Origin of the sequence: Streptomyces sp. NBC_00083, assembly GCF_026343295.1 — a bacterium.
Lineage (GTDB): Bacteria > Actinomycetota > Actinomycetes > Streptomycetales > Streptomycetaceae > Streptomyces.
Map to the genome: position 1 here is coordinate 1,291,295 of NZ_JAPELY010000003.1, position 20,103 is coordinate 1,311,397.

The following is a 20,103-nucleotide window of genomic DNA, read 5'->3' on the forward strand; positions in this document are numbered from 1 at the left end:
CGTAGCAGCTGGGATCAACGGGGGTGCCGTCGAAGCGCTCGATGCAGCAGCCGAACTTGTTGGATGCTGGCGCAGCACACTCGTTCCGTTGCTGTCGTATTCCTGGCCAAGTGAACGTCCGCCAGACGCGCCTCGTGCGTGCCCCTGGCCGTCAGAATCGGCTGGTTGAGAGAGAGTCCTGTGCGGGAGGCTGCATGCGTGATCGAGCGAGAGGCCGCCGTTCAGGCCGTCGAGGATCAGCTGGAGCGAGACTATCAGCAGTGGCGGGCTGCGGGCGTGGACGCGATGCGGATGGCCGTGTCCGACGTCGAGGAGCACGAGCTGGTGTGGATCGTCTGCTGGACATCCGAGGAGTTCGTACGCACCCGGAACCCGGAGTTCATGCTGGCCGGTAACGGGCCTTACCTGGTCGACCGTGTCGACGGGGGACTGCACCAGATCGGTGTCGTCTCCGCGGTAACCGGGGAGTGGGAGGCCGACTATCGAGCCCGAATACGTGGGCTGCCGGTGCGCACCGCAGTAGACGACCTACACGATGCAGTGTGCGAAGTCGCCGCCGCGCGCGGGCGCATGCACGCTGCGCGGACACTGCGCTAGAGGCTGCCGATGTTCTCGCCTGTCTAATTCGGCGCCATGTGGTGCTCCTGCGGATACGCCACGACGTGATCTGCGCAAACGTTGGCCATTTTGACTCGGAGGCGAATCCTTAACGGTGATCTTCCGAGAATCGAGAGCTGACGGGAGACTTGCCGAGCTCGTTGCCGGCGCTGGGGTGACTGGCTGAGTAGAGCGAAGGGCAGGCCTGTTCCGCGCCCTTCGCGCCACGGTCTCCCCGGCGATCCGCGTTTTACCTGGCTTCGGCGATGGCGTTGGCCCGGCGACGACATCCTCCGCCTGCGGGCAGTACGAGGGATGCCACCCTGGTCCTCGCACACGCCCGATCACGTCTCCGCGAGAAAGGGAGCCCCGCCATGACTGCCAAGCCCTTCGAAGTCAGCGTTTCCGAAGGCGAGATCGCGGACCTCCGCGCCCGGTTGAGCCGGACCCGGTGGCCCGACCCCGAGCCCGTGGACGATTGGTCTCAGGGGGTGCCCCTGGCCTATGCGAAAGAGCTCTGCCGAAGCTGGGCCGAGGACTACGACTTCGGGTTCGCCGCGCGCCTGAACCGCTTCCCGCAGTACCGCGACACGGTCGATGGGCTGGGTATCCACTTCCTGCACGTCCGATCGCCGGAGCGGGATGCGCTCCCGCTGGTGCTCACGCACGGGTGGCCGGGCTCCGTACTCGAATTCCTGGAGGTCCTCGGCCCGCTGACCGACCCCCGTGCGTACGGCGGCGACCCGGCGGACGCGTTCCACGTGGTCGCGCCGTCCCTGCCCGGGTACGGCTGGAGCGACAAGCCGTCCACGACCGGGTGGGGAGTCGAGCGCACTGCTCGCGCCTGGGACACGCTGATGGTCTCGCTGGGCTACGACCGCTACGGCGCGCAGGGCGGCGACTGGGGTTCGGCGGTCTCCGGAGCGCTGGGGGAGGTGGCGCCCGAGCGGGTTGCCGGCGTGCATCTGAACCTGGGTTCCGTGGCGGCCGGCACCTTCGACGACCCGACGCCCTCGGAACTCGCGAACCTGGAGGCCGAGAAGGAGTTCCAGCGAACCGGTCGGGGCTACTCGGGGCAACAGGCCACCCGGCCGCAGACCCTTGGCTACGGGCTCACCGACTCCCCGGCCGGCCAGGCCGCCTGGATCGCCGAGAAGTACTGGGCGTGGACGGACAACAGGGGCTACCCCGAGGGCGCGTTGTCGCGACAGACGATCCTCGACGAGATCTCGGTCTACTGGTTCACCGCGTCGGCCACGTCATCGGCGCGCCTGTACTGGGAGAGCTTCGCGTCGTTCCGCGACAAGGTCACGGCGCCCTCCGGGCTGTCGGTCTACCCACGCGACATCACTCGCCCTTCCCGGCGGGAGGCCGAACGGCGGTTCACCGACCTGCGCTGGTTCGAGGAACTGCCGCGAGGTGGTCATTTCGCCGCGCTGGAGCAGCCGGAATCGCTGGTCGAGCAGGTCCGCGGGTTCTTCCGCCTCGTCCGGTGACCACTCGCCCCGCCTTATCCGCTGACCACCCGCCCCGCCGCGTCCGCTGACCACCCGCTCCGCGGCGACGGCGAAGAGACGGACCCGGGCGGTGCACGCGGCAGGGGTGCGCAGGAATAGCGGCTCTCGCCGCACCCGGCCGGGGGGTCTCCCGGAGGCGGCCCGGCAGCCGGCGCGGGGCGAGGCCTGGGCTCAGCCGAGTCGAGGCGAGGGCTTCCGCGACGGGCCGGGCCCTTCGCGGCGGGGCACGAGGAGCCCGGCCTCCGCGTCCCGTTCGGCCGCGGCCCGCTCCGCCGCTCGGCGAGGGAGGCGGGCGTCCGTAGCGTGGGCGGGCTCTGGGCAGGGACGGACGGGTTTGCTAGCTTCGGGCCATGGTTCCTCAGGCCGAGAACTTCGCGTCGCGTCGCTATGTCGACCTGCGACGCCAGGGCACGGCCACCTGTCGCACCGGCTGAGGCGGCCGGGAGCAGCGAGTCCGGTTCCGCCGAGTACGAGACGGCGCGGTGTCGGACCAGCTCCCCGAGGAAGTACGCATGTCCCCTTCAGCAGCCCCCCTTTCCCTGTCCGACCCACCTGCCGTCCCAGCGGCGCACCGGGCCGCGGACGGTGCCCGGCGCCGGACCAGCGCCAGTGCGGTCCTGCGCTCCGTGCTCGAACACGGCCCCGTCGCCCGCAGCACCATCGCCCGCCTGACCGGCCTCTCCCCGGCATCGGTGACCGACCACTGCGCACGGCTGGACACGCTCGGCCTGATCCATGAGGCCGCCGCGCCCCCGCGGTCGAAAGGGGCGGGGCGCCCTCATGTGCCGATCGATCTGGACGCGGACCGGTTCGTGGTCGGCGGGGTGCACGTGGCAGTGCCCTACACCAGCGTCGCCCTGCTCGACCTGCGCGGACGCGTGGTCGCCGAGCGGCGCCTCGGACATGACGAGGGAACCGAGCCCGAACGTGTCCTCGTCAACGCCGCCGGGGCGCTCGGCGTGCTGCTCGGCGAGGCCGACGCCGACGGCCGCACTACGCTCGGCGTAGGGGTGGCGGCCGGCGGCTGGGTGGACCGGGATTCCGGCACCATCGTGGAGCACGCCCTGCTCGGCTGGCGGGACGTCGCCGTACGCGACACCCTCCGCGAGCGCATCGGCCTGCCGGTCCAAGTCGACGGCCACGCACGGGCGTTGGTGAACGCGGAGCGGCTGTTCGGGCGGGCCCGGGGGAGCCGCAGCATGCTGCACCTCTTCGTCGGCAACGTGGTGGACGCCGCCTTCGCCACCCACGACGAAGTGCACCACGGCCCCCGCTCGCAGGCGGGCGCCATCGCCCACCTGCCGCTCGCCGGGGCGACGGAGCCCTGCGAGTGCGGTCAAGTGGGCTGCTTGCAGGCGGAGTTGAGCGAGCGCACGCTGTGCCGCAGGGCGCGCGAACAGCAGGTCATCCACACGGCGAACCCCATCCATGTGGTGCGCGCGGCGGCCGACGGCGACCCCGTCGCCGTACGCCTCCTCGTGGAGCGGGCCAGGATGGTCGGGCGCGCGGCCCGGCTGCTCCTCGACGTCCTCAACCCGGAGACCGTCGTCGTCACCGAAGTCGGTGTGATGCACCGGCAGGACTGCCTCACCGCGCTGCGCGAGGCGGTGGGGCGCCGGGACGCGCTGGTCGTGCCGAGCAGTTTCCCGGGCTCGGTCCTCGCCGTGGCGGGCGGTTCCGTGGCGCTCGACGTGCTGTTCCGGGATCCGCTGAGCATGCTGAACAGGCCGACCGAGAAGCGTGTCGAATCCAATTAATTCAGAAACTCCGAATATTGACAGGGATTGCGGGCGGAAGCGAGGATTCTCGGCATGAGCAGCGCGCAGGAATTCTCCCCGGTGGTCAACCGGTCGCGGCAGGTCCGCGACCGGGGCGCCGGTGGCGCGCCGACACCCTCGCGGTCCGTTCTCCTGACCAGGTGCCGTGTCATCGACCTGATGCGGATCGGCCGCACCCTGTGTTGCTGATGTCCCGCTGAGATCAGGACTGTTGACGTTGACGTGCCGACGGAGCGACCGGCGCCGGTGACGGCGATCGGGCGCCGGCGGAGGGTATACGGCCGAAGCGCAGGCCCGGCCGGGCCGCACAGGCTCGCCGGCCGCGTCCACGTGCTGCGGTTCCGGCCTCTCGACGCTGTCGCCTGCCCCTGCTGACGGCAGGCCCCGGAACGCATTCCTGTTCCGCGTCTGTGCCCAGCTCTCCTTTCGTGCTCGTTCGTTCTTCCCTGGCTCCCTTTCCGGCCCGCACTGCCCGCGCGCAATTCCGTGCGCCTTTCTTCCTCCTGCCATCACGGAGTTTCTCCATGCCCCCAGTTTCTTCGGCCGTGCCCGGTGTCGACCGGCGGCTGTTCCTGTCCTCACTGCTCGGCGTCGCCGCCGCTGCCGGACTCAGCGGCTGCGCGGGCGCCCAGGCCGCCGGCACCGTGGCCAAAGGGGCCGTGTCCGCCCCGCTGTCCACCACCGTTCCGGCCGGGACCCGACTGAAGATCGCCTCGTACCAGGGTGTCCAGCAACTCCAGTTCAGACTGGCCGGGCTGGGCGACCTGCCGTTCACCGTGTCGGACTGGGTGAACACCGGTGCCGGCCCCGATGTCATCAACGCCTTCCGCGCCAACTCCCTCGACGTCGCCAACAACGCGGGGATCCCGTCGATCCAAGCGCACTTCCAGGGGTACGACGCGAAGATCGTCGCGATCGACATCACCCGCAAGCCGAGCTACGTCTTCGCCACCAAGCCCGGCAGCGACATCAAGGACGTCCAGGGGTTCAAGGGCAGGAAACTGGCCTTCTCGCAGGGGCAGGCGCAGGGCGTCGTCCTGCTGCGGGCCCTGAAGCAGGCCGGGCTGACGCACGACGACGTCACCCTCGTACCGCTGACGAGCAATCAGTTCTTCACCGCGCTCCAGGCCGGACAGGTCGACATCGCCCCGCTCGCCAACAGCCAGGCCCCCGCCTACCTCAAGCAGTACGGGCCCAAGGGTGCGCACGCCATCTCGACCGATGTGGTCGACCTGCTCAACCTGCTGTGGGCGCCCACCACCGTGCTCGCCGATCCGGCGAAGGCGGCCGCGATCGCCGCGTACGTCCCCCGCTGGGCCAAGGGGCAGGTGTGGGCGTACGAGCACCCCGACGCCTGGAACGAGGAGTTCTACGTCAAGACGCAGAACCTCACGCTCGCGCAGGCCCGGTCGATCACCGCCCTCGCCAACAAGCCGCTCTTTCCGCCCAGTTGGGACGAGGCGATCAGGTGGGAGCAGGAGACCGCGGACCTCCTGGCCGAGGGCGGCTTCGTGAAGAAGTTCCGGGTCGACTCGCTCTTCGACCGACGCTTCGAGGGTCTCGCGGCCCAGGCCGTCGCGGCCGAGTACCAGAGGTGACGGCCATGACCACCACCGCGACCACGCCCCTGGTGCCCCCGCCCGTCGAGACGCCGGCCGCCCTCCGCACGCCGAGGCGCCGTGCGCTCGCGCCCGGCAAACGGCTGCCCGCCTCACGGCTGATCGGCCCCGGCCTCGTCCTCGTCCTGTGGGCCGCCGCGTCCGCCGCCGGACAGCTGGATCCCGCCGCGATCCCGGCACCCTGGACGGTGCTGCGCACGGCGGGTCAGCTGTGGAGCGACGGCACCCTGTCCACCGACGTGCTCACCTCCCTGGAACGCGCCGCGTACGGGTTCGCCCTCGGGCTCACCGCCGGAGTGGTCCTCGCGCTCGCGGCCGGGCTCAGCCGGGTCGGCGAGGCGCTGATCGACGGGACGGTCCAGCTCAACCGGGCGATCCCCACCCTCGGCCTGATCCCGCTGTTCATCCTCTGGCTCGGCATCGGCGAGACCTTCAAGATCGCGATCATCGCCATCGTCGTCTACATCCCGATCTATCTGAACCTGCACGCCGCCCTGTCCGGCATCGACCACCGCTTCGTCGAACTCGCCGAAGTCCAGGGCCTGTCCAGGGTCCGTTTCATCCGGCAGATCGTCGTCCCCGGCGCGCTGCCCGGCTTCTTCGTGGGACTCCGGCTCGGGGTGACCGGGTCCTGGCTCTCGCTGGTCGTCCTGGAGCAGATCAACGCCACCAGCGGCCTCGGCTATCTGATGTTCCAGGCCCAGAACTACGGCCGCACCGACATCATCCTCGTCGGTCTGCTCATCTACGGCGTCTTCGGCCTCGTCTCCGACAGCGTGGTCCGCCTCGTCGAACGGAGGGTCCTTTCATGGCGACGCACCCTGAGCAACTGACCACGATCCAGGCCCCGGCGGTCCGGCTCGCCGGGCTCACCCGGTCCTTCGACGGCCGCACCGTCCTCGACGGCATCGACCTCGACATCCCGGCCGGCCAGTTCACGGCCCTGCTCGGCCACAGCGGCTCCGGCAAGAGCACCCTGCTGCGCGCCATCGCCGGACTCGACCACCAGGTGACCGGAAGCGGTGAACTGGACGCCCCCGAACGGGTGTCGGTGGTCTTCCAGGACTCCCGGCTGCTGCCCTGGCGCCGCGTCCTCGACAACGTCCTCCTCGGCGCGGACGGCAAGGAAGCCGCCGAGCGGGGCCGTGCCGCCCTCGCCGAGGTCGGTCTCGCGGGGCGCGAACGGGCCTGGCCCAACGAGCTGTCCGGCGGCGAGGCCCAACGCGCCGCACTGGCCCGCTCCCTGGTCCGCCGGCCCGAACTGCTCCTCGCCGACGAGCCGTTCGGCGCCCTGGACGCCCTCACCCGCATCCGTATGCACGCCCTCCTGCGCGAGCTGTGGCAGCGCCACCGGCCCTCGGTCCTGCTCGTCACGCACGACGTCGACGAGGCCATCGTGCTGGCCGACCGGGTCCTCGTGCTCGACCGGGGCCGCATCGGCGTCGACCTCACCATCGACCGCCCGCACCCGCGCTCGTACCGCGATCCGCACCTGGGCGAGTACCGCGAGCGCCTGCTCGCCGCGCTCGGCGTGACCGCACACGAGGAGCGCCACCAAGAACACGCCCACCACCAGATCCAGGACCGGACCCACCACCGGACCGAGAACCCGTCCCAGGACCAGGAGGCCCTCCAGTGACCCCGCGCCGGCTCCACCTCAACGCGTTCCTCATGAGCACGGGACACCACGAGGCGTCCTGGCGGCTGCCCGAGAGCGACCCGTACGCGAGCGTCGACCTCGCCCACTACCGCGAGCTCGCCCGCATCGCCGAACGCGGCACCTTCGACTCGCTGTTCCTCGCCGACGGGCCCGTCCTGTTCAGCCACGTCGGCCAGCGCCCCGCCGGCGTCCTGGAACCGCTGACCCTGCTGACCGCGCTGGCCGCGGCGACCGAGCACATCGGTCTGATCGCCACCGCCTCCACCTCGTACAACTCGCCCTACAACCTGGCCCGACGGCTGGCCTCGCTCGACCACATCAGCGGTGGCCGGGCGGGCTGGAACATCGTCACCACGGCGGGCGCCGAAGCGGCCCGCAACTTCGGGCTCGACGACGAACCCGCCCACGCCACCCGGTACGAGCGCGCCGCCGAATTCCTCGACGTGGCGCTGGGACTCTGGGACAGCTGGGAGGACGACGTCGTCGTCGCGGACAAGGCGGCCGGTGTCTGGGGCGACGACACGAAGATCCATCCGCCGCGCCACCAGGGGACGTACTTCAGCGTCGAGGGGGCGCTGAACGTCCCCCGGAGCCCGCAGGGCTACCCCCTGCTCGTCCAGGCGGGCTCCTCGCAGGACGGCAAGCGGTTCGCGGCCCGGTACGCGGAAGCCGTCTTCACCGCGCAGCAGACGCTGGAGGACGCGCAAGCCTTCTACGCCGACCTCAAATCCCGGGCCCGTGCGGCAGGACGCGACCCGGAGCACCTCAAGATCCTGCCCGGCATCGTGCCGGTCATCGGCTCCACCGAGGCCGAGGCCCGCGCCCACGAGCGGCTCCTGGACGACCACATCGTGCCCGAGCACGGTCTCCACCGCCTCGAACGGCTGCTCCACCTGGAGCCGGGTGTCCTCCGGCTGGATGCCCAACTGCCCGAGGATCTGCCGCCCGAGAGCGCCATCGAGGGCGCCAAGAGCCGCTACACGCTGATCGTGGAGCTCGCCCGGCGCGAACGGCTCACCGTCCGCGAACTGATCGGGCGCCTCGGCGGCGGGCGCGGCCATCTCACCTTCGCCGGCACGCCCGAGCAGGTGGCCGACGCGATCGAGAGCTGGTTCACGCTGGGCGCCGCCGACGGCTTCAACATCATGCCCGCCGTGCTGCCGTCCGGCCTCGAACTCTTCGTCGAGCACGTCGTGCCGATCCTGCGCGAGCGGGGCCTGTTCCGCACGGAGTACGGCCCCCGGGGCACCCTGCGCGACCGCTACGGCCTGCCCCGCCCCGCCAACCAGCACACCGTCCCGGCCCTCAGCCGGGTCTGACCACCACCGAAGGGAACCCGCACATGTCCGGCATCGAAATCCGCAAGGTCACCGCGCACATCGGCGCCCAGGTGTCCGGCGTCGACATATCCAGGCCGCTCGCCGAAGAGAGCGTGACCGCCCTGCGCGCCGCCCTCAACGAGCACAAGGCCCTGGTCTTCGACGACGTCCACCTCGACGACGAGGGCCAGCAGGCCTTCGCCCGCCACTTCGGCGACCTCACCACCGCCCACCCCACGGTCGCCGCCGTCAGCGACGCGCCGAACGTGCTCCCGGTGGACAGCGAGCGCGGCCGCGCCAACCACTGGCACACCGACGTCACCTTCGTCCTCAACCCGCCGCAGGCCAGCACCCTGCGCAGCATCACGATCCCGCCGTACGGAGGCGAGACGCTGATCGCCAACTCGGCGTCCGCGTACCGAAGTCTGCCCCAGCCGCTGCGCCAGCTCGCCGACACGCTGTGGGCCGAGCACACCAACGACTACGACTACGCGGTCCCGGAGGAGGACGTCGACGACCGGAAGGCCGAACAGCGCGCCCAGTTCACCTCGATCGCGTTCCGCACGGCCCACCCGGTGGTGCGCGTCCACCCCCTGACCGGCGAACGCGGCCTGTTCATCGGCGGGTTCGCCCAGCGGATCGTCGGGCTCTCGGTCGCCGAGTCCCGCAAGATCCTCGACCTGCTCCAGGCGTACGTCGTCCGGCCGGAGAACATCCTGCGCTGGCGCTGGTCCCCCAACCAGCTTGTCCTCTTCGACAACCGGATCACCCAGCACTACGCCATCGACAACTACGACGACCAGCCGCGCCGCCTGAACCGCGTGACGGTCGCCGGAGACGTGCCGGTCGGCACCGAGGGCAAGGAGAGCTACTCGATCACGGGGGACGCCTCGCACTACACGTCGGTCGCATCGGTGTAGCCGGCGCAGCCCCCCGGGCCCTGCGCCGGGGCGGTTCACGGGAGGAGCGGCTCCAGCCAAGGAGCCCCGGCCGCCACCCGCCAGGCCGGCACCCGCACCGTGCGGGCCACCGTTGCCGGCTTCGCGCCGCGGCCGCCGGAAGGGAGGCCGGGCAGGAGGTCGGCACGGGCCTGGGTGAGGCGCAGGTGGCGGGCCGGGTCCTGGCCGGGGGGCGGGCCCGTGTCGATGAGTACCGCCGTGTTCTCGCCCTCCACCGTGAACAGGAGGTCCACCGGGTGGCCGCCCACGACCGCCGCCCGTTCCAGGTCGGTGATGCCACGGGTGGCGAGGTACTCCTGGAGCCGGTCGGCGAGCTCCTCGCGGATTGCGGGCGGGGTCCGGGGAGCGGCGGCCGGGTCCGCGTCCGCGCTGCCCGAACCCAGCACCGTCGAGCGGTCCGCGAGCACCGCGGGAAGCCCGGCCCGCGCCTGCCAGAAGCGATGGCTTCCCACGGTGATCAGCGGCGACTTGGCCCGGGTGACCGCCGGCGCGATCATCCATGACTGGTCAACTCGCCTCCTGCAGCTGTGGGCACGCAACCTGCGGCGCTCCTCGATGGTGTACCCCTCCACGATGGCGGCGGGAGTACCGATTCAGCGCCGGGATGCCGCCGTGACGCCGACCCAAGAGCAGAGCCACCGCCCGGACCATCCGCCGAAAACGTCGCCCCCCGCCCAAGCGGCCCGTCGAAGCTCCCCGACGCCGGCGCGGTCGCGACCAAGTCGCGGATGCGGGCGGTCATCAGGAACCGGCGCGCAGCGTCCTGGGTGCTGGAGAACGCGCCGTGGTCCCTGGCCAAAGCGGGCCGCCACGTCCTGGGTCAGCTCAAGGCCTGGCACTACCAGCCGGCCCCGGACCTCGCCGCATGCCTGACCGGGATCGCCGAACTCCCGGCGCGCACGGCCCTCGCCGACGGAGGCCGGCGCATCAGCCTCCACCTCGCCGACCAGGATCATCAAGCCCTCGTCATGGGCTCGGTGCGAGCAGCTGGGGCGTCGCTCATGCGCGTCCCGTCACTCACGCCGTCGCCCCGCCCAGGGCAGTGCCTCCGACTCTTGCGGCGGGGGCGGGTGGCCCTTCGCCCCCGCGAGGCCCGGAACTCGGCGGGGGGATACTTTAGGTGGAGGCAGAGTGCCGGCCGGGTCCGAGTTCCGGGTGGGCTTCGAGAAGTCGGTCGGAGGCCGCCTGGCGCCAGGAGTCCTCCAAGATGTCGCGCAGCTCACCCAGTCCCTCCAGCGCGGCCAGCCGTACTCTCACCCAGGACGATCCTGCTTCGTGCGTGGGCACCCAGAACTTCTCCGGTTCCGCAGCGATCAGTTCGGCCCGTTCGTGGCGGGGGCAGCGCACGGCGAACGAGGTCTGTTCATCCGGCACGGTGATGAACATCCTCCCGGCCACCCGGAAGGTCGGCATGCTCCACGCCTCCTTCTCCACGGTCTCGGGAAGGGAGAGGGCCATGCGCCGGACATCCTGGGCGGTTGGTGTGTGCGTCACGACGACCACGGTAATGAACCCTCGATCGCCGACAGACGAAGGGGGATCCTTCAGGCCGGGAAGTTCACGCGGCCGCCCTTGGGGGTGGAAAGGAGTGCAACGATGAATGACGCCAACAACCCTCTGCACCAGATGCATTGACCACGCGCGCTGCTGACGGTGGGCAGGGGCGCCCTTCGCCTCTGCGATCGTGGTCAGGGTGATGTTGGCGCGAACTGAGCCGCACGCGCATCACCTCACCCGCTGGGACAGCTGCCGAGCACGGGTCGGCAACCCCTGCCTCGTACTCGCCCGTTCCCTGTCAGCCAGCGGCTCATCGGCCATCGCCTTCGGCAAGGACCATGCGAGGGATTGATCCCGAGTCAGCTGAAGGTGCGCCGGTAGGTCTGCGGGCTGACACCCGTGGTGCGCTTGAAGCGGTCGCGGAAGGTGGTGGGCGAGCCGAATCCGACCTGGCGGCCGATGCGCTCGATGGAGTGCTCGGTGGTCTCCAGGAGGTGCTGCGCCTGGCGGATGCGGGCCCGGTGGAGCCACTGCAGGGGAGTGGTGCCGGTCTGGTTGCGGAAGCGTCGGATCAGCGTGCGGGTGCTGGTTCCGCACTGCGCGGCGATATCGGCCAGGGCGAGGTCGCGGGCGAGGTTTTCCCGCAGCCATACCAACAGTGTCTCCAACTCGGAACCCTGCTGGGCGAGGGAGTGGTCGTGGACGATGAACTGCGCCTGTCCGCCTTCGCGTTCGAGTGGCATCACGGACAGGCGGGCGGCGTCGGCGGCGACCGCCGAGCCGTAGTCACGGCGGATCATGTGCAGGCACAGGTCCATGCCGGCGGCCGCGCCTGCCGAGGTGAGGAACTGGCCGTTGTCGACGTAGAGCACGTCCGCGTCGACGTTGACGTTCGGGTAGAGGGCGGCCAGCAGGTCTGCTGCGCGCCAGTGAGTGGTGACGCGCAGCCCGTCGAGAAGACCGGTGGCCGCGAGGGGGAACGTGCCCACGCACAGCGAGGCGATCCGCGTTCCGGACGCGGCTGCTGTCCGCAGGGCATCGAATGCGGCGGGTGGGAGCGGGGCCGTAGGGTCGGCGATCCCCGGCACGATGATGGTGTCGGCGTCCTTCAGACCCTCCAGGTTCCACGGCGCGCGCAGGGTGAATGCCCCGGCGTCGATCTCGTCGCGTTCTGCGCACACCCGTAGCTGATAGCCGGGCCGCCCGTCGGGCAGGCGGGTCCGGGTGAAGACCTCGATCGGCGTGGACAGGTCGAACGGGATCACCTGGTCCAACGCGAGAACGGCGACGGTGTGCATGGCGGGAACCTACCTGTCCGAACACTGGTGAGCGCGGGCCGATATGCCCATGTGCCCAGGTGACGCCAGTTTCTCCGCTGGCTGGAGGGGATGGCAATTTTCCGTTGAAGTATGTCACTCCTGCCACTGGGCGATGAGGCGGGCGGCCGGTTGACTTCACCACGACACAGCAAACCCGCTCCCGGAGGTCCGCCCCATGCACGTCCAGATCGCCCTGTTCGACGGGTTCGATCCGCTCGATGTCATCGCCCCCTACGAGGTCCTGTACGCCGGCGGCATGGCCACGGAGGGTGCGGTGCACGTGGAACTGGCCTCCGCGGAGGGGCCTCGCGAGGTGATCAGCGGCACCGGAGGCCTCGTACTGCGCGCCACCGCTGCCCTCGACCCGGAACGGGCGGACATGTTCCTGGTGCCCGGCGCCTCCGGCCGCGTCGGTGAGCCCGGCGAGGAGCCGGAGGAGGCGGGGAACGGCGCGTGGAAGCAGGACGAATTCATCCCGGTGCTGCTCGGCCGTACGCTGACCACAGAGCTGCCCGCGCTCCTGCGACGCGCGATGGACGCCCCGGACATGACCGTGGCCACGGTCTGCGGCGGCTCGCTCGTCCTGGCCATGGCCGGCTTGCTGGAGGGGCGATATGCCACCACACACCACATGGGCCTGGACCTGCTCGACGCCACCGGAGCACACGCGGTACGCGCCCGTGTCGTCGATGACGGCGATCTGATCACTGGTGCGGGCGTCACGTCCGGACTCGACCTTGGCCTGTACCTGTTGGAGCGAGAGGCCGGCCCGCGCATCGCGCATGCCGTCGAGGAACTCTTCGCCCATGAGCGGCGCGGCACCGTCTGGCGCGCCAAGGGCCCTGCTCCCGCCGCCCTTTGACCCCCCGGCCCGCATCCACCGCCGCAGACCGCCCCGCACACCTGCGGCACATCGCAAGAGAGAGCACCACCATGTCCGTTGAAGGAACCTGGAATCTGTCCGTTTCCACCCCCATCGGCAAGATCAAGGCCGGGTTGGAACTGCGCAGGAAGGAAGACGGCACCTTGACCGGCTTCGCTCACGGAACCGGTGAGGAGGTGCCGCTCAGCGACCTCGCCCTTCACGGCAACCGGCTCACCTGGAAGCAGGCCATCACCAAGCCGATGCGGCTCAACCTGGCCTTCGACGTGACCGTTGACGGCGACACGCTCAAGGGCACTTCCAAGGCCGGCCGCCTTCCGGCCTCGAAGGTCATCGGCGAGCGCCGCCCGGCCGTGGACCACCAGGCATGACCAAGATCCTGTTGTCCGTGCACGTGCTGGCCGCCATTCTGGCCGTCGGTCCCGTCGCCGTCGCCGCGAGCATGTTCCCCGCGACGCTGCGACGCACCGCTGGCGACCGGGACGGCGCCCGCTCGATCCTGGGGACCCTGCACCGCATCTGCAGGATCTACTCCGGCATCGGTGTCGCGGTCCCCGTCTTCGGCTTCGCCACAGCCAGCAGCCTCGGTGTCCTCGGCGACGCCTGGCTGATCACCTCTATCCTGCTGACCACGGCGGCCGCCGGCGTCCTGATCCTGGCGATCCTGCCCGGCCAGGACCGCGTCCTGACGGACATGGTGAGCCCGGGTGCTACGCCGGCGCCGGCCGCGACTACGGGCCGTCTCGCCATGACCACCGGCATTTTCAACCTCCTCTGGGCGACGGTCACCGTCCTGATGATCATCCGCCCCGGCTCCACCACGGGGGCATGACCATGCCCCTGAGACCTCCGCCCCATCTGCGCATCGCGGCCCACGCCGAGCTGATCTCCCTGATCGTGATGCTGACCAATTTGTTCACCGTCCACCTGGGGCCCGTCTCGTCCCTGATGGGCCCCACCCACGGCTGCGCCTACCTGTTCGTCGTCATCACGACCTGGCGCCTCAAGCAGACCCCGGCGGCCCCCAAGGTCCTGTCCCTCATTCCCGGGGTCGGCGGGCTGCTCGCGCTGCGACAGCTCGACCGCGGAGATCCGGCCCGCCCCCAGGAGGAAGAAGTCATCCCCTCATGAACCTCGCCGGCCGCTCGCAGATGGCCGCCGGATTCCTCACCCAGCTCGCAGGCGACGGCATCGGGGTCCGCTAGGCCGGCTCCCTGCCCGCCGACCAGGTCAACCCAGCCGCCGTCGAAGTCATGCGGCAGATCGCATCGGCATCGCCGGCCAGAAACTGAAAGCCCGCACCGCCGAGGCCGGCCTGGCATCCGACTGCGTCATCACCATGAGCTGCGGCGACGCCAGCCCAATCGTCCCCGGCAAGCAGTACCTCGACGGGCAGCTCGAAGACCCTGCGGTGAGGGGCGTCGAGGCTGTCCGTCACATCCGCGACGAGATTTCGACGGCAAGGACGGCCACGACGCCGAGGACGTGGAAGATCTGCTGCTTGAACGGGGGCTCGGCGGTCTCGACGGAGGAGTCGCTTTCGGAGTCCTCGTCGGGGTGCGGTGCGTGGGCCGAGTCGTCCGCAGTGCCGACGACCGAGCTTCGCCTGGCGATGGCTTGCCGAATCAGTGTTCCCTTTGTTGCAGTTGGTGAGCTAGTGTCCCGGGACGCAAGGATTGCTAGGGGGACACCGTATGTATGCCGTTGATGCTGTGGCCCGCCCCGGTCGCCCGCCCGGAATCCGTACCGGACCCAATGGACTCACCACCCGCCAGACCGCGATCGTCGAATTCATCCAGGCAGAGGTCGCCCGGCAGGGATACCCGCCGTCCATGCGCGAGATCGGCCGGGCCGTCAAACTCAAGAGCACCTCGTCAGTCGCGCACCAGATGATGGTCCTGGAGAGCAAGGGCATCCTGTACCGCGATCCGCACCGTCCGCGCGCCTACCGCGTCCGGCATCGCTGGAGAGAGCACCCTTCTCCAGAATCTCCCGTCGGCGCAGTGGGCGTGGTCCAGGTCCCGCTCGTCGGCCGGATCGCCGCCGGCGCCCCGATCCTCGCCGAGGAATCCGTTGAGGACGTCTACGCCCTGCCACGTCACCTGGTAGGCGACGGGGAGCTGTTCGCCCTGAAGGTGGTCGGCCAGAGCATGGTGGACGCGGCCATCTGCGACGGCGACACCGTCGTCGTCCGCCGTCAGCAGACCGCTGAGCCCGGGGACATCGTCGCCGCCCTGCTGGAAGGCGAAGCCACCGTGAAACGGTTCCAGCGCGATGAGGCCGGCCACGCCTGGCTGATCCCGCACAACGCCGAGTTCGAGCCCCTGCCCGCCGATGAGGCGGACATCATCGGCAAGGTCGTAACCGTCCTACGCGCCCTCTGACATTCGCGAGAACCTGCCGCCGCAGACCGGTCTTGCCATGGTGGCCGAAGCGTAGGGACAGGAATTCCCCCCAGGTTGCGAGGGTGTTGGGGTCGCCCTGCCGCAAGGGGGCCCGTATGTCCCGGCGTTGGTATTCCTGGGCCTGGGGATTTTCGGGCAGCGTGACCTTTGGATTCTCAAGAAGAGGGGAGTTTCGGCCGAAGGGCGATGCGGAGGAACGAGCTGGAACGCCGGCATTTCCTCAATCGACGTCGGCTACCGCGACGAAGGAGGGGAACGGCACTACGTCGTGGTGACTGCCGAGGACCTCGGACTCGTGGACGGTGAGCCCATCGTCCGAGTTGTCTATGACCCACGCAAACCGGCCGGGCGACGACCGAGAAGATCCTGGAAGAGTCGCTGTGGAGGAGCACGGAGGGGTATCTGATGATCGTGGGCGTGGGCGTGGGCGTAGCAGCCGTAGTGACCCTTGGCTTGAGCGTCCTGTCCTGACTCACTCGAGCGGGTGAGGGTCCGTGAATCAGGTCTGATGCAAACCCCTGCTCAAGTACCGCGACTCATTCATCGACAGCACCTCGAGCTCGGCTCCCAGCTGCTCGCGGCCGCTCGTCTCAGGCAGGCCGCTCGCACCCTGGGCGAGCGGGCCGGTCTCCAGGGGCAGTTGTCCGCTGCTGGGGTGGGCGCGGGTCTTGTGGTGCAGTTCGGTGAGCTGGAGCAGCACGTCCCACCGCGAAGTCTGGCGGGCGACGGGGAGAGGGCGCCGATCAGGGCCAAGCGCTGGGCTGTGGCAGCGTGGGGCGGCCCCGCTGCCACAGGTCCGCGACCTATCCGTAGGGCTGGCCGGCGGCCATGCGGCTGGCCTCGTCCTCGCGGATGCCCCTGACTGCGAACAGCGTCAATCGCCCGCCGAACCGGCCATCGTGGTCGGTGCGTTCGATGCGATAGCTGGTGTGGGAGTGGTCGTTGTCCGCGCGACTGCAGGGCGGGCACAGCGACCGCGACCGCGTGTGCCCGGCAGAAGCCGTAGGCCACGAATGACCCGACCGGCCACCCCTGGGCCAGGACGGCGGGGGAGTAGCCGTGGGATCCGGCCTCCTGCTCGAACCATGCTTGGGAAGGCTGGAGCGGCGCACAGGCTTCATGCCGCGTGCCAGCGGTTGCGCCCGTCGGAGCCGGGCCCGCAGACCATGGGGGTCCCGGCCGTGGTGACGCCGGTGGCTCCGGCCGGGGAACAGAACGAACCGGGGTGTACGGTCCCGGCGCTGCCGCCACCGGAACCGCCGGATGTGGAGGCGGAGCCCCCGGAAGTGGTCGATGAGCCGCCGGATGTTGAGGTGGAGCCAGCCGAGGTGGACGACGAGCCGCCGGATGTGGAAGTGGCGCCAGCCGAGGTGGACGACGAGCCACCGGACCTGGACGTCGAACCGCCCGTCGAGGACGAGGAACCGCCGCCTGATGTACCGCTGTTGTGGTCGGAGCCGTCGTCGGCCTTCCGGGAGGGGTCGTTGGCCGGCACCTTGTAGGTGGTGTTCTTCGCCTTCGGGCACTGCTGGACGTTGTCGGCATCGGTCCACCGGCCCAGGTCGAGAGTGACCGGAGTGGTGGACGTGACCTTGGTCCGGTCGCCGGGGGACTGGAAGCAGACCCGCCACTCGTCGCCGTGCTCCGCGGCTTCCTCGGCGGTCGGGGCGTCCACGTCGAGGTAGACATCGTCGAGCCGCACGCTGCCGAGGTCGATGCCGGCCTGCTTGAGTTCCTTGGAGGCGGCGTTGTAGGTGGCGCCGACCACGTTCGGCATCGTCGGCCATGGGAGCGGGTCGCCGTCCTTGCGGGGGCACGGCTCACCGCTCTTCACCGCCGCGAAGTCGATGTTCTTCGCAGGGGCGTCGACCTTCTGGAAGCACACCGTCCACCCGGACTCCACGATGACCGCGCGATGCTCCGCTGCGGCGTCGTGCCGAGTGGGCGTGAACCCGGCTGCACGGGCCAGCTTCTCGGCTTGGTCGAGTGGCTTGGAGGTGTAGTCGGCGGCCTTGAGGAGCTGTGCGGACGCCGGGGAGGAGCTGGCCGTGACACCGTGGCCGCCCTTGTCGTGCGCCTTGGCGTCCGTCTTGTGGGCCGCGCTGTCGAGCTGCCCGCCCAGCCCCGCGCCGAGCGTCAGAAGCACGAACGCGCCGAACGTCGCCCCGAGTTTGGCGAACCAGCGCCATCGCGGCAACACCCATACCGCCACCATGGCGGCGATCATGACGAGGAATCCGAACCCGAAGCTGAACGCGGCTACGAGAGCGACGAAGGCGAGGATGCCGAGTACGGCCGGGGTGGTCTTCCACCACGGACGTGCCGCGGGCGGGGTGGTGTAAGGGTTCACGTGCTGCTCTCGCTCCTCTGTCGGAACAACCTGGGGTGGACGCCGCGCCTTCGCCGTCGCGCGCCGCACGCGCGGCGCGCTCGCGGCGATGGCGCATGCAGAGGGTGACGGTCCGACTGCGCAAAAGGTTGCACGCTCGGCGTGGAGAGGCGGGGCTGCGAGCCTCGTAGGCGGCAGGTCTCGGGCCATTGCGGCGTCGTCGCGACCGTGGCGGGACACGGGCGGCGACGGGCGGGCGCGGGCCGGGGAGGTGCGCACGGCCGACCCGACGGGGGAGACGGGCCGGCCGTGCGCGGCTTGGGGGCTGCGGTCGCCGCCGCGACGGAGGAAGGTCGCGCTGGCGGAGCCGCGCTCAGCTCATCTGGCGAAAGCTCTCGATCAGGCGGCCGAGATGGCGGCCCGACACCTCCAGCGGCTCACTGCTCCGGCTCACCTGCGAGGTCAGCTCGGCGCCCTCGAGCGTGCTGATCACGGTGTGGGCCAGAGCGTGTGCGTCCTCGTCGCTGAAGGCCGCGCCCCGCAGCCTGTCGAAGACCACGGTGTGCCAGCGCGTGAAGGCCTCGGCGGCCGCCGCCCGGATGTCGGGCAGGCGTTCCGACGCGCCGAGGGCGGTGGTGGTGATGGGGCAGCCGTCGCGCCAGTCCGAGGCGCGCAGTCCCTCGGCGAGCCTGCGGGTCAGGAGGACGATCGCCTCGGCCGGGTCGTCCTCGTCGTCGAACGCGGCGGTGAGCACCTCGACGAAGTCCAGGTCGCCCCGGTGGATCGCGGCGATGGCCAACTCCTGCTTACCACCCGGGAAGAAGTGGTATACCGAGCCGAGCGTCGCCTCCGCGTCGGTGGCGATCTGCTTGATCCCCGTGCCGTCGTACCCCTGCCGCTGCATGAGCCGGGAGGCGGCCTGAAGGATGCGTTCACGGGTGGCGGTGACGCCCTCGCCGTTCGAGGAATGCTGCTCCGCTCCCGCAGGGTTCTTCTTCACAACGGCACCCTACCAGATAGAGCGCTCGTTCTAGTAGGTGGGCGATGCGGCGAAGGCGCCGGCGGAAGCGGAGCAGGGCGATCGGGGCCCAGGTCACAGGCGGGGGAAGCGGGGAGGCGGGGTGTCCCTCTCCCGTGCCGCACGCGCCGACCGGCCCAGGGCCCGGATGAGGTCGCGCGGCCGGCACGCGGAGCCGGGAAACCCCCGGCCCTCCAGCGCGGTCAGCGCCGCGCACTCGATGAGAAGGGTGAGCGCCACCGTCTCGTACTCGGGCGGCAACCCGTCGCCTTCCACGACCGCACGTCGGTTGCTGGGCAGGCCGGCGGCGAGATCCAGCGCTTGCAGCAGCAGCGCGCGGCCGCGCACTGCCAGCGCGGACCGCACCTCCACGCGCCCGCGATCGCGCGGAGCGAGCACCGTGGGCAGCGCGGCCTCGTACGAGCGAAGCAGCGCGGCCGCGAAGGGATCGGACAGGCCCTCATCACGCGGGGCGCGTCTCACTCCCGCATGCGGTGCCGAGAACCTTGCCCGCGCCAGACCGATGTTCAGCGCTTCCATGAAGGTGCGGCCGACGGCCGATTCCGGTTCGATTTCGGTGGCCATGAGAGCTCACCGGGAAGCGGCGAAGATCTGCTGGAATCTCCCGTTGAAGAACAACAGGCCGGACTCGTCGGCGGATGCGCTGGCGTTGACCACCTGACCGATGAATATGGAGTGGTCACCCACGTCATGGGATTCCGAGAACTCGCATTCGAGCCATGCGACCGCGCCCAGGAGGAGCGGTGCACCGGTGGTGGGGCCGGGCTGCCAGCGCACGCCCTCGAACTGCTCGGGCCCCAGAGGCCTCTCCTTGTCGGCGAAGTACCGTGCCGTGCGCTCCTGTTCCGCGCCCAGCACCGAAACGCCGAAGCGCCCCGCCGACACGATCGACTGGTGCATGACCGCACTGTGGGAGACGCAGCACAGTACGGTCGGCGGGTCGAGCGACACCGAGGTGAACGCATTGGCCGTCATTCCGTGGATGTGCTCGCCGCCGACACTGAGCACCACGACACCCGTTGCGAAGCGGGACATTGTTTCGCGTAGTACCGACGGCGCGATCTGCACTCGGTCGGTGGTCTCGCGTGCGGATACAGAACTCATGCCGGACCCTTCGGAAGATTCTTGGGACTGAACATAGGCTTGGGGATTCTGCGGACACCCATCACGAAGTAACTGGGT

The 20,103-nt window shown here is 70.2% G+C and carries 22 protein-coding genes and 1 pseudogene; 15 read left to right on the plus strand and 8 right to left on the minus strand.

From position 1 onward, the window contains the following. Window positions 1-198 precede the first annotated feature (198 nt). The 9 genes from OOJ98_RS29685 (at window position 199) to OOJ98_RS29725 (ending at window position 9,410) form a co-directional block, all read left to right on the plus strand. Entirely contained in the window at window positions 199-597 is a 399-nt protein-coding gene (locus tag OOJ98_RS29685; protein ID WP_323177946.1) for a YrhB domain-containing protein, read from the plus strand. Window positions 598-971: 374 nt separating this feature from the next. Continuing rightward, on the plus strand, window positions 972-2,093 hold the full coding sequence (locus tag OOJ98_RS29690) for an epoxide hydrolase family protein (RefSeq protein ID WP_267058139.1): 1,122 nt from the start codon (window positions 972-974) through the stop codon (window positions 2,091-2,093). Window positions 2,094-2,626: 533 nt separating this feature from the next. Beyond that, window positions 2,627-3,871, plus strand: coding sequence for an ROK family transcriptional regulator (locus OOJ98_RS29695; protein WP_267058140.1), 1,245 nt, complete (start codon window positions 2,627-2,629; stop codon window positions 3,869-3,871). A 54-nt stretch (window positions 3,872-3,925) separates the two neighbouring features. Further along, window positions 3,926-4,081, plus strand: coding sequence for a hypothetical protein (locus OOJ98_RS29700; protein WP_267058141.1), 156 nt, complete (start codon window positions 3,926-3,928; stop codon window positions 4,079-4,081). A 335-nt stretch (window positions 4,082-4,416) separates the two neighbouring features. Beyond that, window positions 4,417-5,490 (plus strand): ABC transporter substrate-binding protein, encoded by a 1,074-nt coding sequence (locus tag OOJ98_RS29705; RefSeq protein ID WP_267058142.1) that lies wholly within the window; start codon window positions 4,417-4,419, stop codon window positions 5,488-5,490. 5 nt (window positions 5,491-5,495) lie between these two features. Continuing rightward, entirely contained in the window at window positions 5,496-6,344 is an 849-nt protein-coding gene (locus OOJ98_RS29710; protein ID WP_267058143.1) for an ABC transporter permease, read from the plus strand. Beyond that, entirely contained in the window at window positions 6,320-7,150 is an 831-nt protein-coding gene (locus OOJ98_RS29715; RefSeq protein ID WP_267058144.1) for an ABC transporter ATP-binding protein, read from the plus strand. The genes OOJ98_RS29710 and OOJ98_RS29715 overlap by 25 nt, the downstream gene beginning before the upstream one ends. After that, window positions 7,147-8,490: an LLM class flavin-dependent oxidoreductase gene (locus OOJ98_RS29720; protein WP_267058145.1), complete on the plus strand. Its 1,344-nt coding sequence runs from the start codon at window positions 7,147-7,149 to the stop codon at window positions 8,488-8,490. The genes OOJ98_RS29715 and OOJ98_RS29720 overlap by 4 nt, the downstream gene beginning before the upstream one ends. 23 nt (window positions 8,491-8,513) lie before the next feature. Next, complete coding sequence (locus tag OOJ98_RS29725) at window positions 8,514-9,410, plus strand: TauD/TfdA family dioxygenase (RefSeq protein WP_267058146.1); 897 nt, start codon at window positions 8,514-8,516, stop codon at window positions 9,408-9,410. Between the two features lie 35 nt (window positions 9,411-9,445). Here the strand turns inward: OOJ98_RS29725 and OOJ98_RS29730 are convergent, their stop codons facing one another. The 3 genes from OOJ98_RS29730 to OOJ98_RS29740 form a co-directional block, all read right to left on the minus strand. Further along, window positions 9,446-9,946 (minus strand): hypothetical protein, encoded by a 501-nt coding sequence (locus tag OOJ98_RS29730; protein ID WP_267058147.1) that lies wholly within the window; start codon window positions 9,944-9,946, stop codon window positions 9,446-9,448. 619 nt (window positions 9,947-10,565) lie between these two features. Further along, complete coding sequence (locus OOJ98_RS29735; protein WP_267058285.1) at window positions 10,566-10,907, minus strand: MmcQ/YjbR family DNA-binding protein; 342 nt, start codon at window positions 10,905-10,907, stop codon at window positions 10,566-10,568. Between the two features lie 398 nt (window positions 10,908-11,305). Beyond that, the gene (locus OOJ98_RS29740) at window positions 11,306-12,244 is read right to left on the minus strand and encodes a GlxA family transcriptional regulator (protein ID WP_267058148.1); all 939 of its coding nucleotides are present in this window, start codon (window positions 12,242-12,244) and stop codon (window positions 11,306-11,308) included. Between the two features lie 196 nt (window positions 12,245-12,440). Here OOJ98_RS29740 and OOJ98_RS29745 point away from each other — a divergent pair, with 196 nt between their 5' ends. The 6 genes and pseudogenes from OOJ98_RS29745 to lexA all read left to right on the plus strand — a co-directional run bounded on the left by OOJ98_RS29745 (window position 12,441) and on the right by lexA (window position 15,532). Next, complete coding sequence (locus OOJ98_RS29745) at window positions 12,441-13,127, plus strand: DJ-1/PfpI family protein (protein WP_267058149.1); 687 nt, start codon at window positions 12,441-12,443, stop codon at window positions 13,125-13,127. Window positions 13,128-13,198: 71 nt separating this feature from the next. Continuing rightward, complete coding sequence (locus OOJ98_RS29750) at window positions 13,199-13,519, plus strand: hypothetical protein (RefSeq protein ID WP_267058150.1); 321 nt, start codon at window positions 13,199-13,201, stop codon at window positions 13,517-13,519. Continuing rightward, window positions 13,516-13,980 (plus strand): hypothetical protein, encoded by a 465-nt coding sequence (locus OOJ98_RS29755; protein WP_267058151.1) that lies wholly within the window; start codon window positions 13,516-13,518, stop codon window positions 13,978-13,980. Before OOJ98_RS29750 ends, OOJ98_RS29755 begins: the two co-directional genes overlap by 4 nt. Continuing rightward, window positions 13,977-14,279, plus strand: a complete 303-nt coding sequence (locus tag OOJ98_RS29760) for a DUF3817 domain-containing protein (RefSeq protein WP_267058152.1) — start codon at window positions 13,977-13,979, stop codon at window positions 14,277-14,279. The genes OOJ98_RS29755 and OOJ98_RS29760 overlap by 4 nt, the downstream gene beginning before the upstream one ends. Beyond that, window positions 14,276-14,601, plus strand: a pseudogene (locus OOJ98_RS29765) (phosphotyrosine protein phosphatase); the annotation flags it as partial. The gene OOJ98_RS29760 and the pseudogene OOJ98_RS29765, both read left to right, overlap by 4 nt. Window positions 14,602-14,842: 241 nt before the next feature. Then, entirely contained in the window at window positions 14,843-15,532 is a 690-nt protein-coding gene (gene lexA, locus OOJ98_RS29770; protein WP_267058153.1) for a transcriptional repressor LexA, read from the plus strand. A gap of 520 nt (window positions 15,533-16,052) precedes the next feature. On the opposite strand, the gene OOJ98_RS29775 is transcribed toward lexA, so the two are convergent. From OOJ98_RS29775 to OOJ98_RS29795, 5 genes are all read right to left on the minus strand, one after another. Next, window positions 16,053-16,253, minus strand: coding sequence for a hypothetical protein (locus tag OOJ98_RS29775; RefSeq protein ID WP_267058154.1), 201 nt, complete (start codon window positions 16,251-16,253; stop codon window positions 16,053-16,055). Window positions 16,254-16,670: 417 nt separating this feature from the next. Then, the gene (locus tag OOJ98_RS29780; protein ID WP_267058155.1) at window positions 16,671-17,903 is read right to left on the minus strand and encodes a Stk1 family PASTA domain-containing Ser/Thr kinase; all 1,233 of its coding nucleotides are present in this window, start codon (window positions 17,901-17,903) and stop codon (window positions 16,671-16,673) included. A gap of 352 nt (window positions 17,904-18,255) precedes the next feature. After that, a complete protein-coding gene (locus OOJ98_RS29785; protein ID WP_267058156.1) occupies window positions 18,256-18,882 on the minus strand; it encodes a TetR/AcrR family transcriptional regulator in 627 nt (208 codons plus the stop codon). Between the two features lie 93 nt (window positions 18,883-18,975). After that, the gene (locus OOJ98_RS29790) at window positions 18,976-19,485 is read right to left on the minus strand and encodes a hypothetical protein (protein ID WP_267058157.1); all 510 of its coding nucleotides are present in this window, start codon (window positions 19,483-19,485) and stop codon (window positions 18,976-18,978) included. Window positions 19,486-19,491: 6 nt separating this feature from the next. Then, complete coding sequence (locus tag OOJ98_RS29795) at window positions 19,492-20,025, minus strand: flavin reductase family protein (RefSeq protein WP_267058158.1); 534 nt, start codon at window positions 20,023-20,025, stop codon at window positions 19,492-19,494. Window positions 20,026-20,103: the final 78 nt, after the last annotated feature.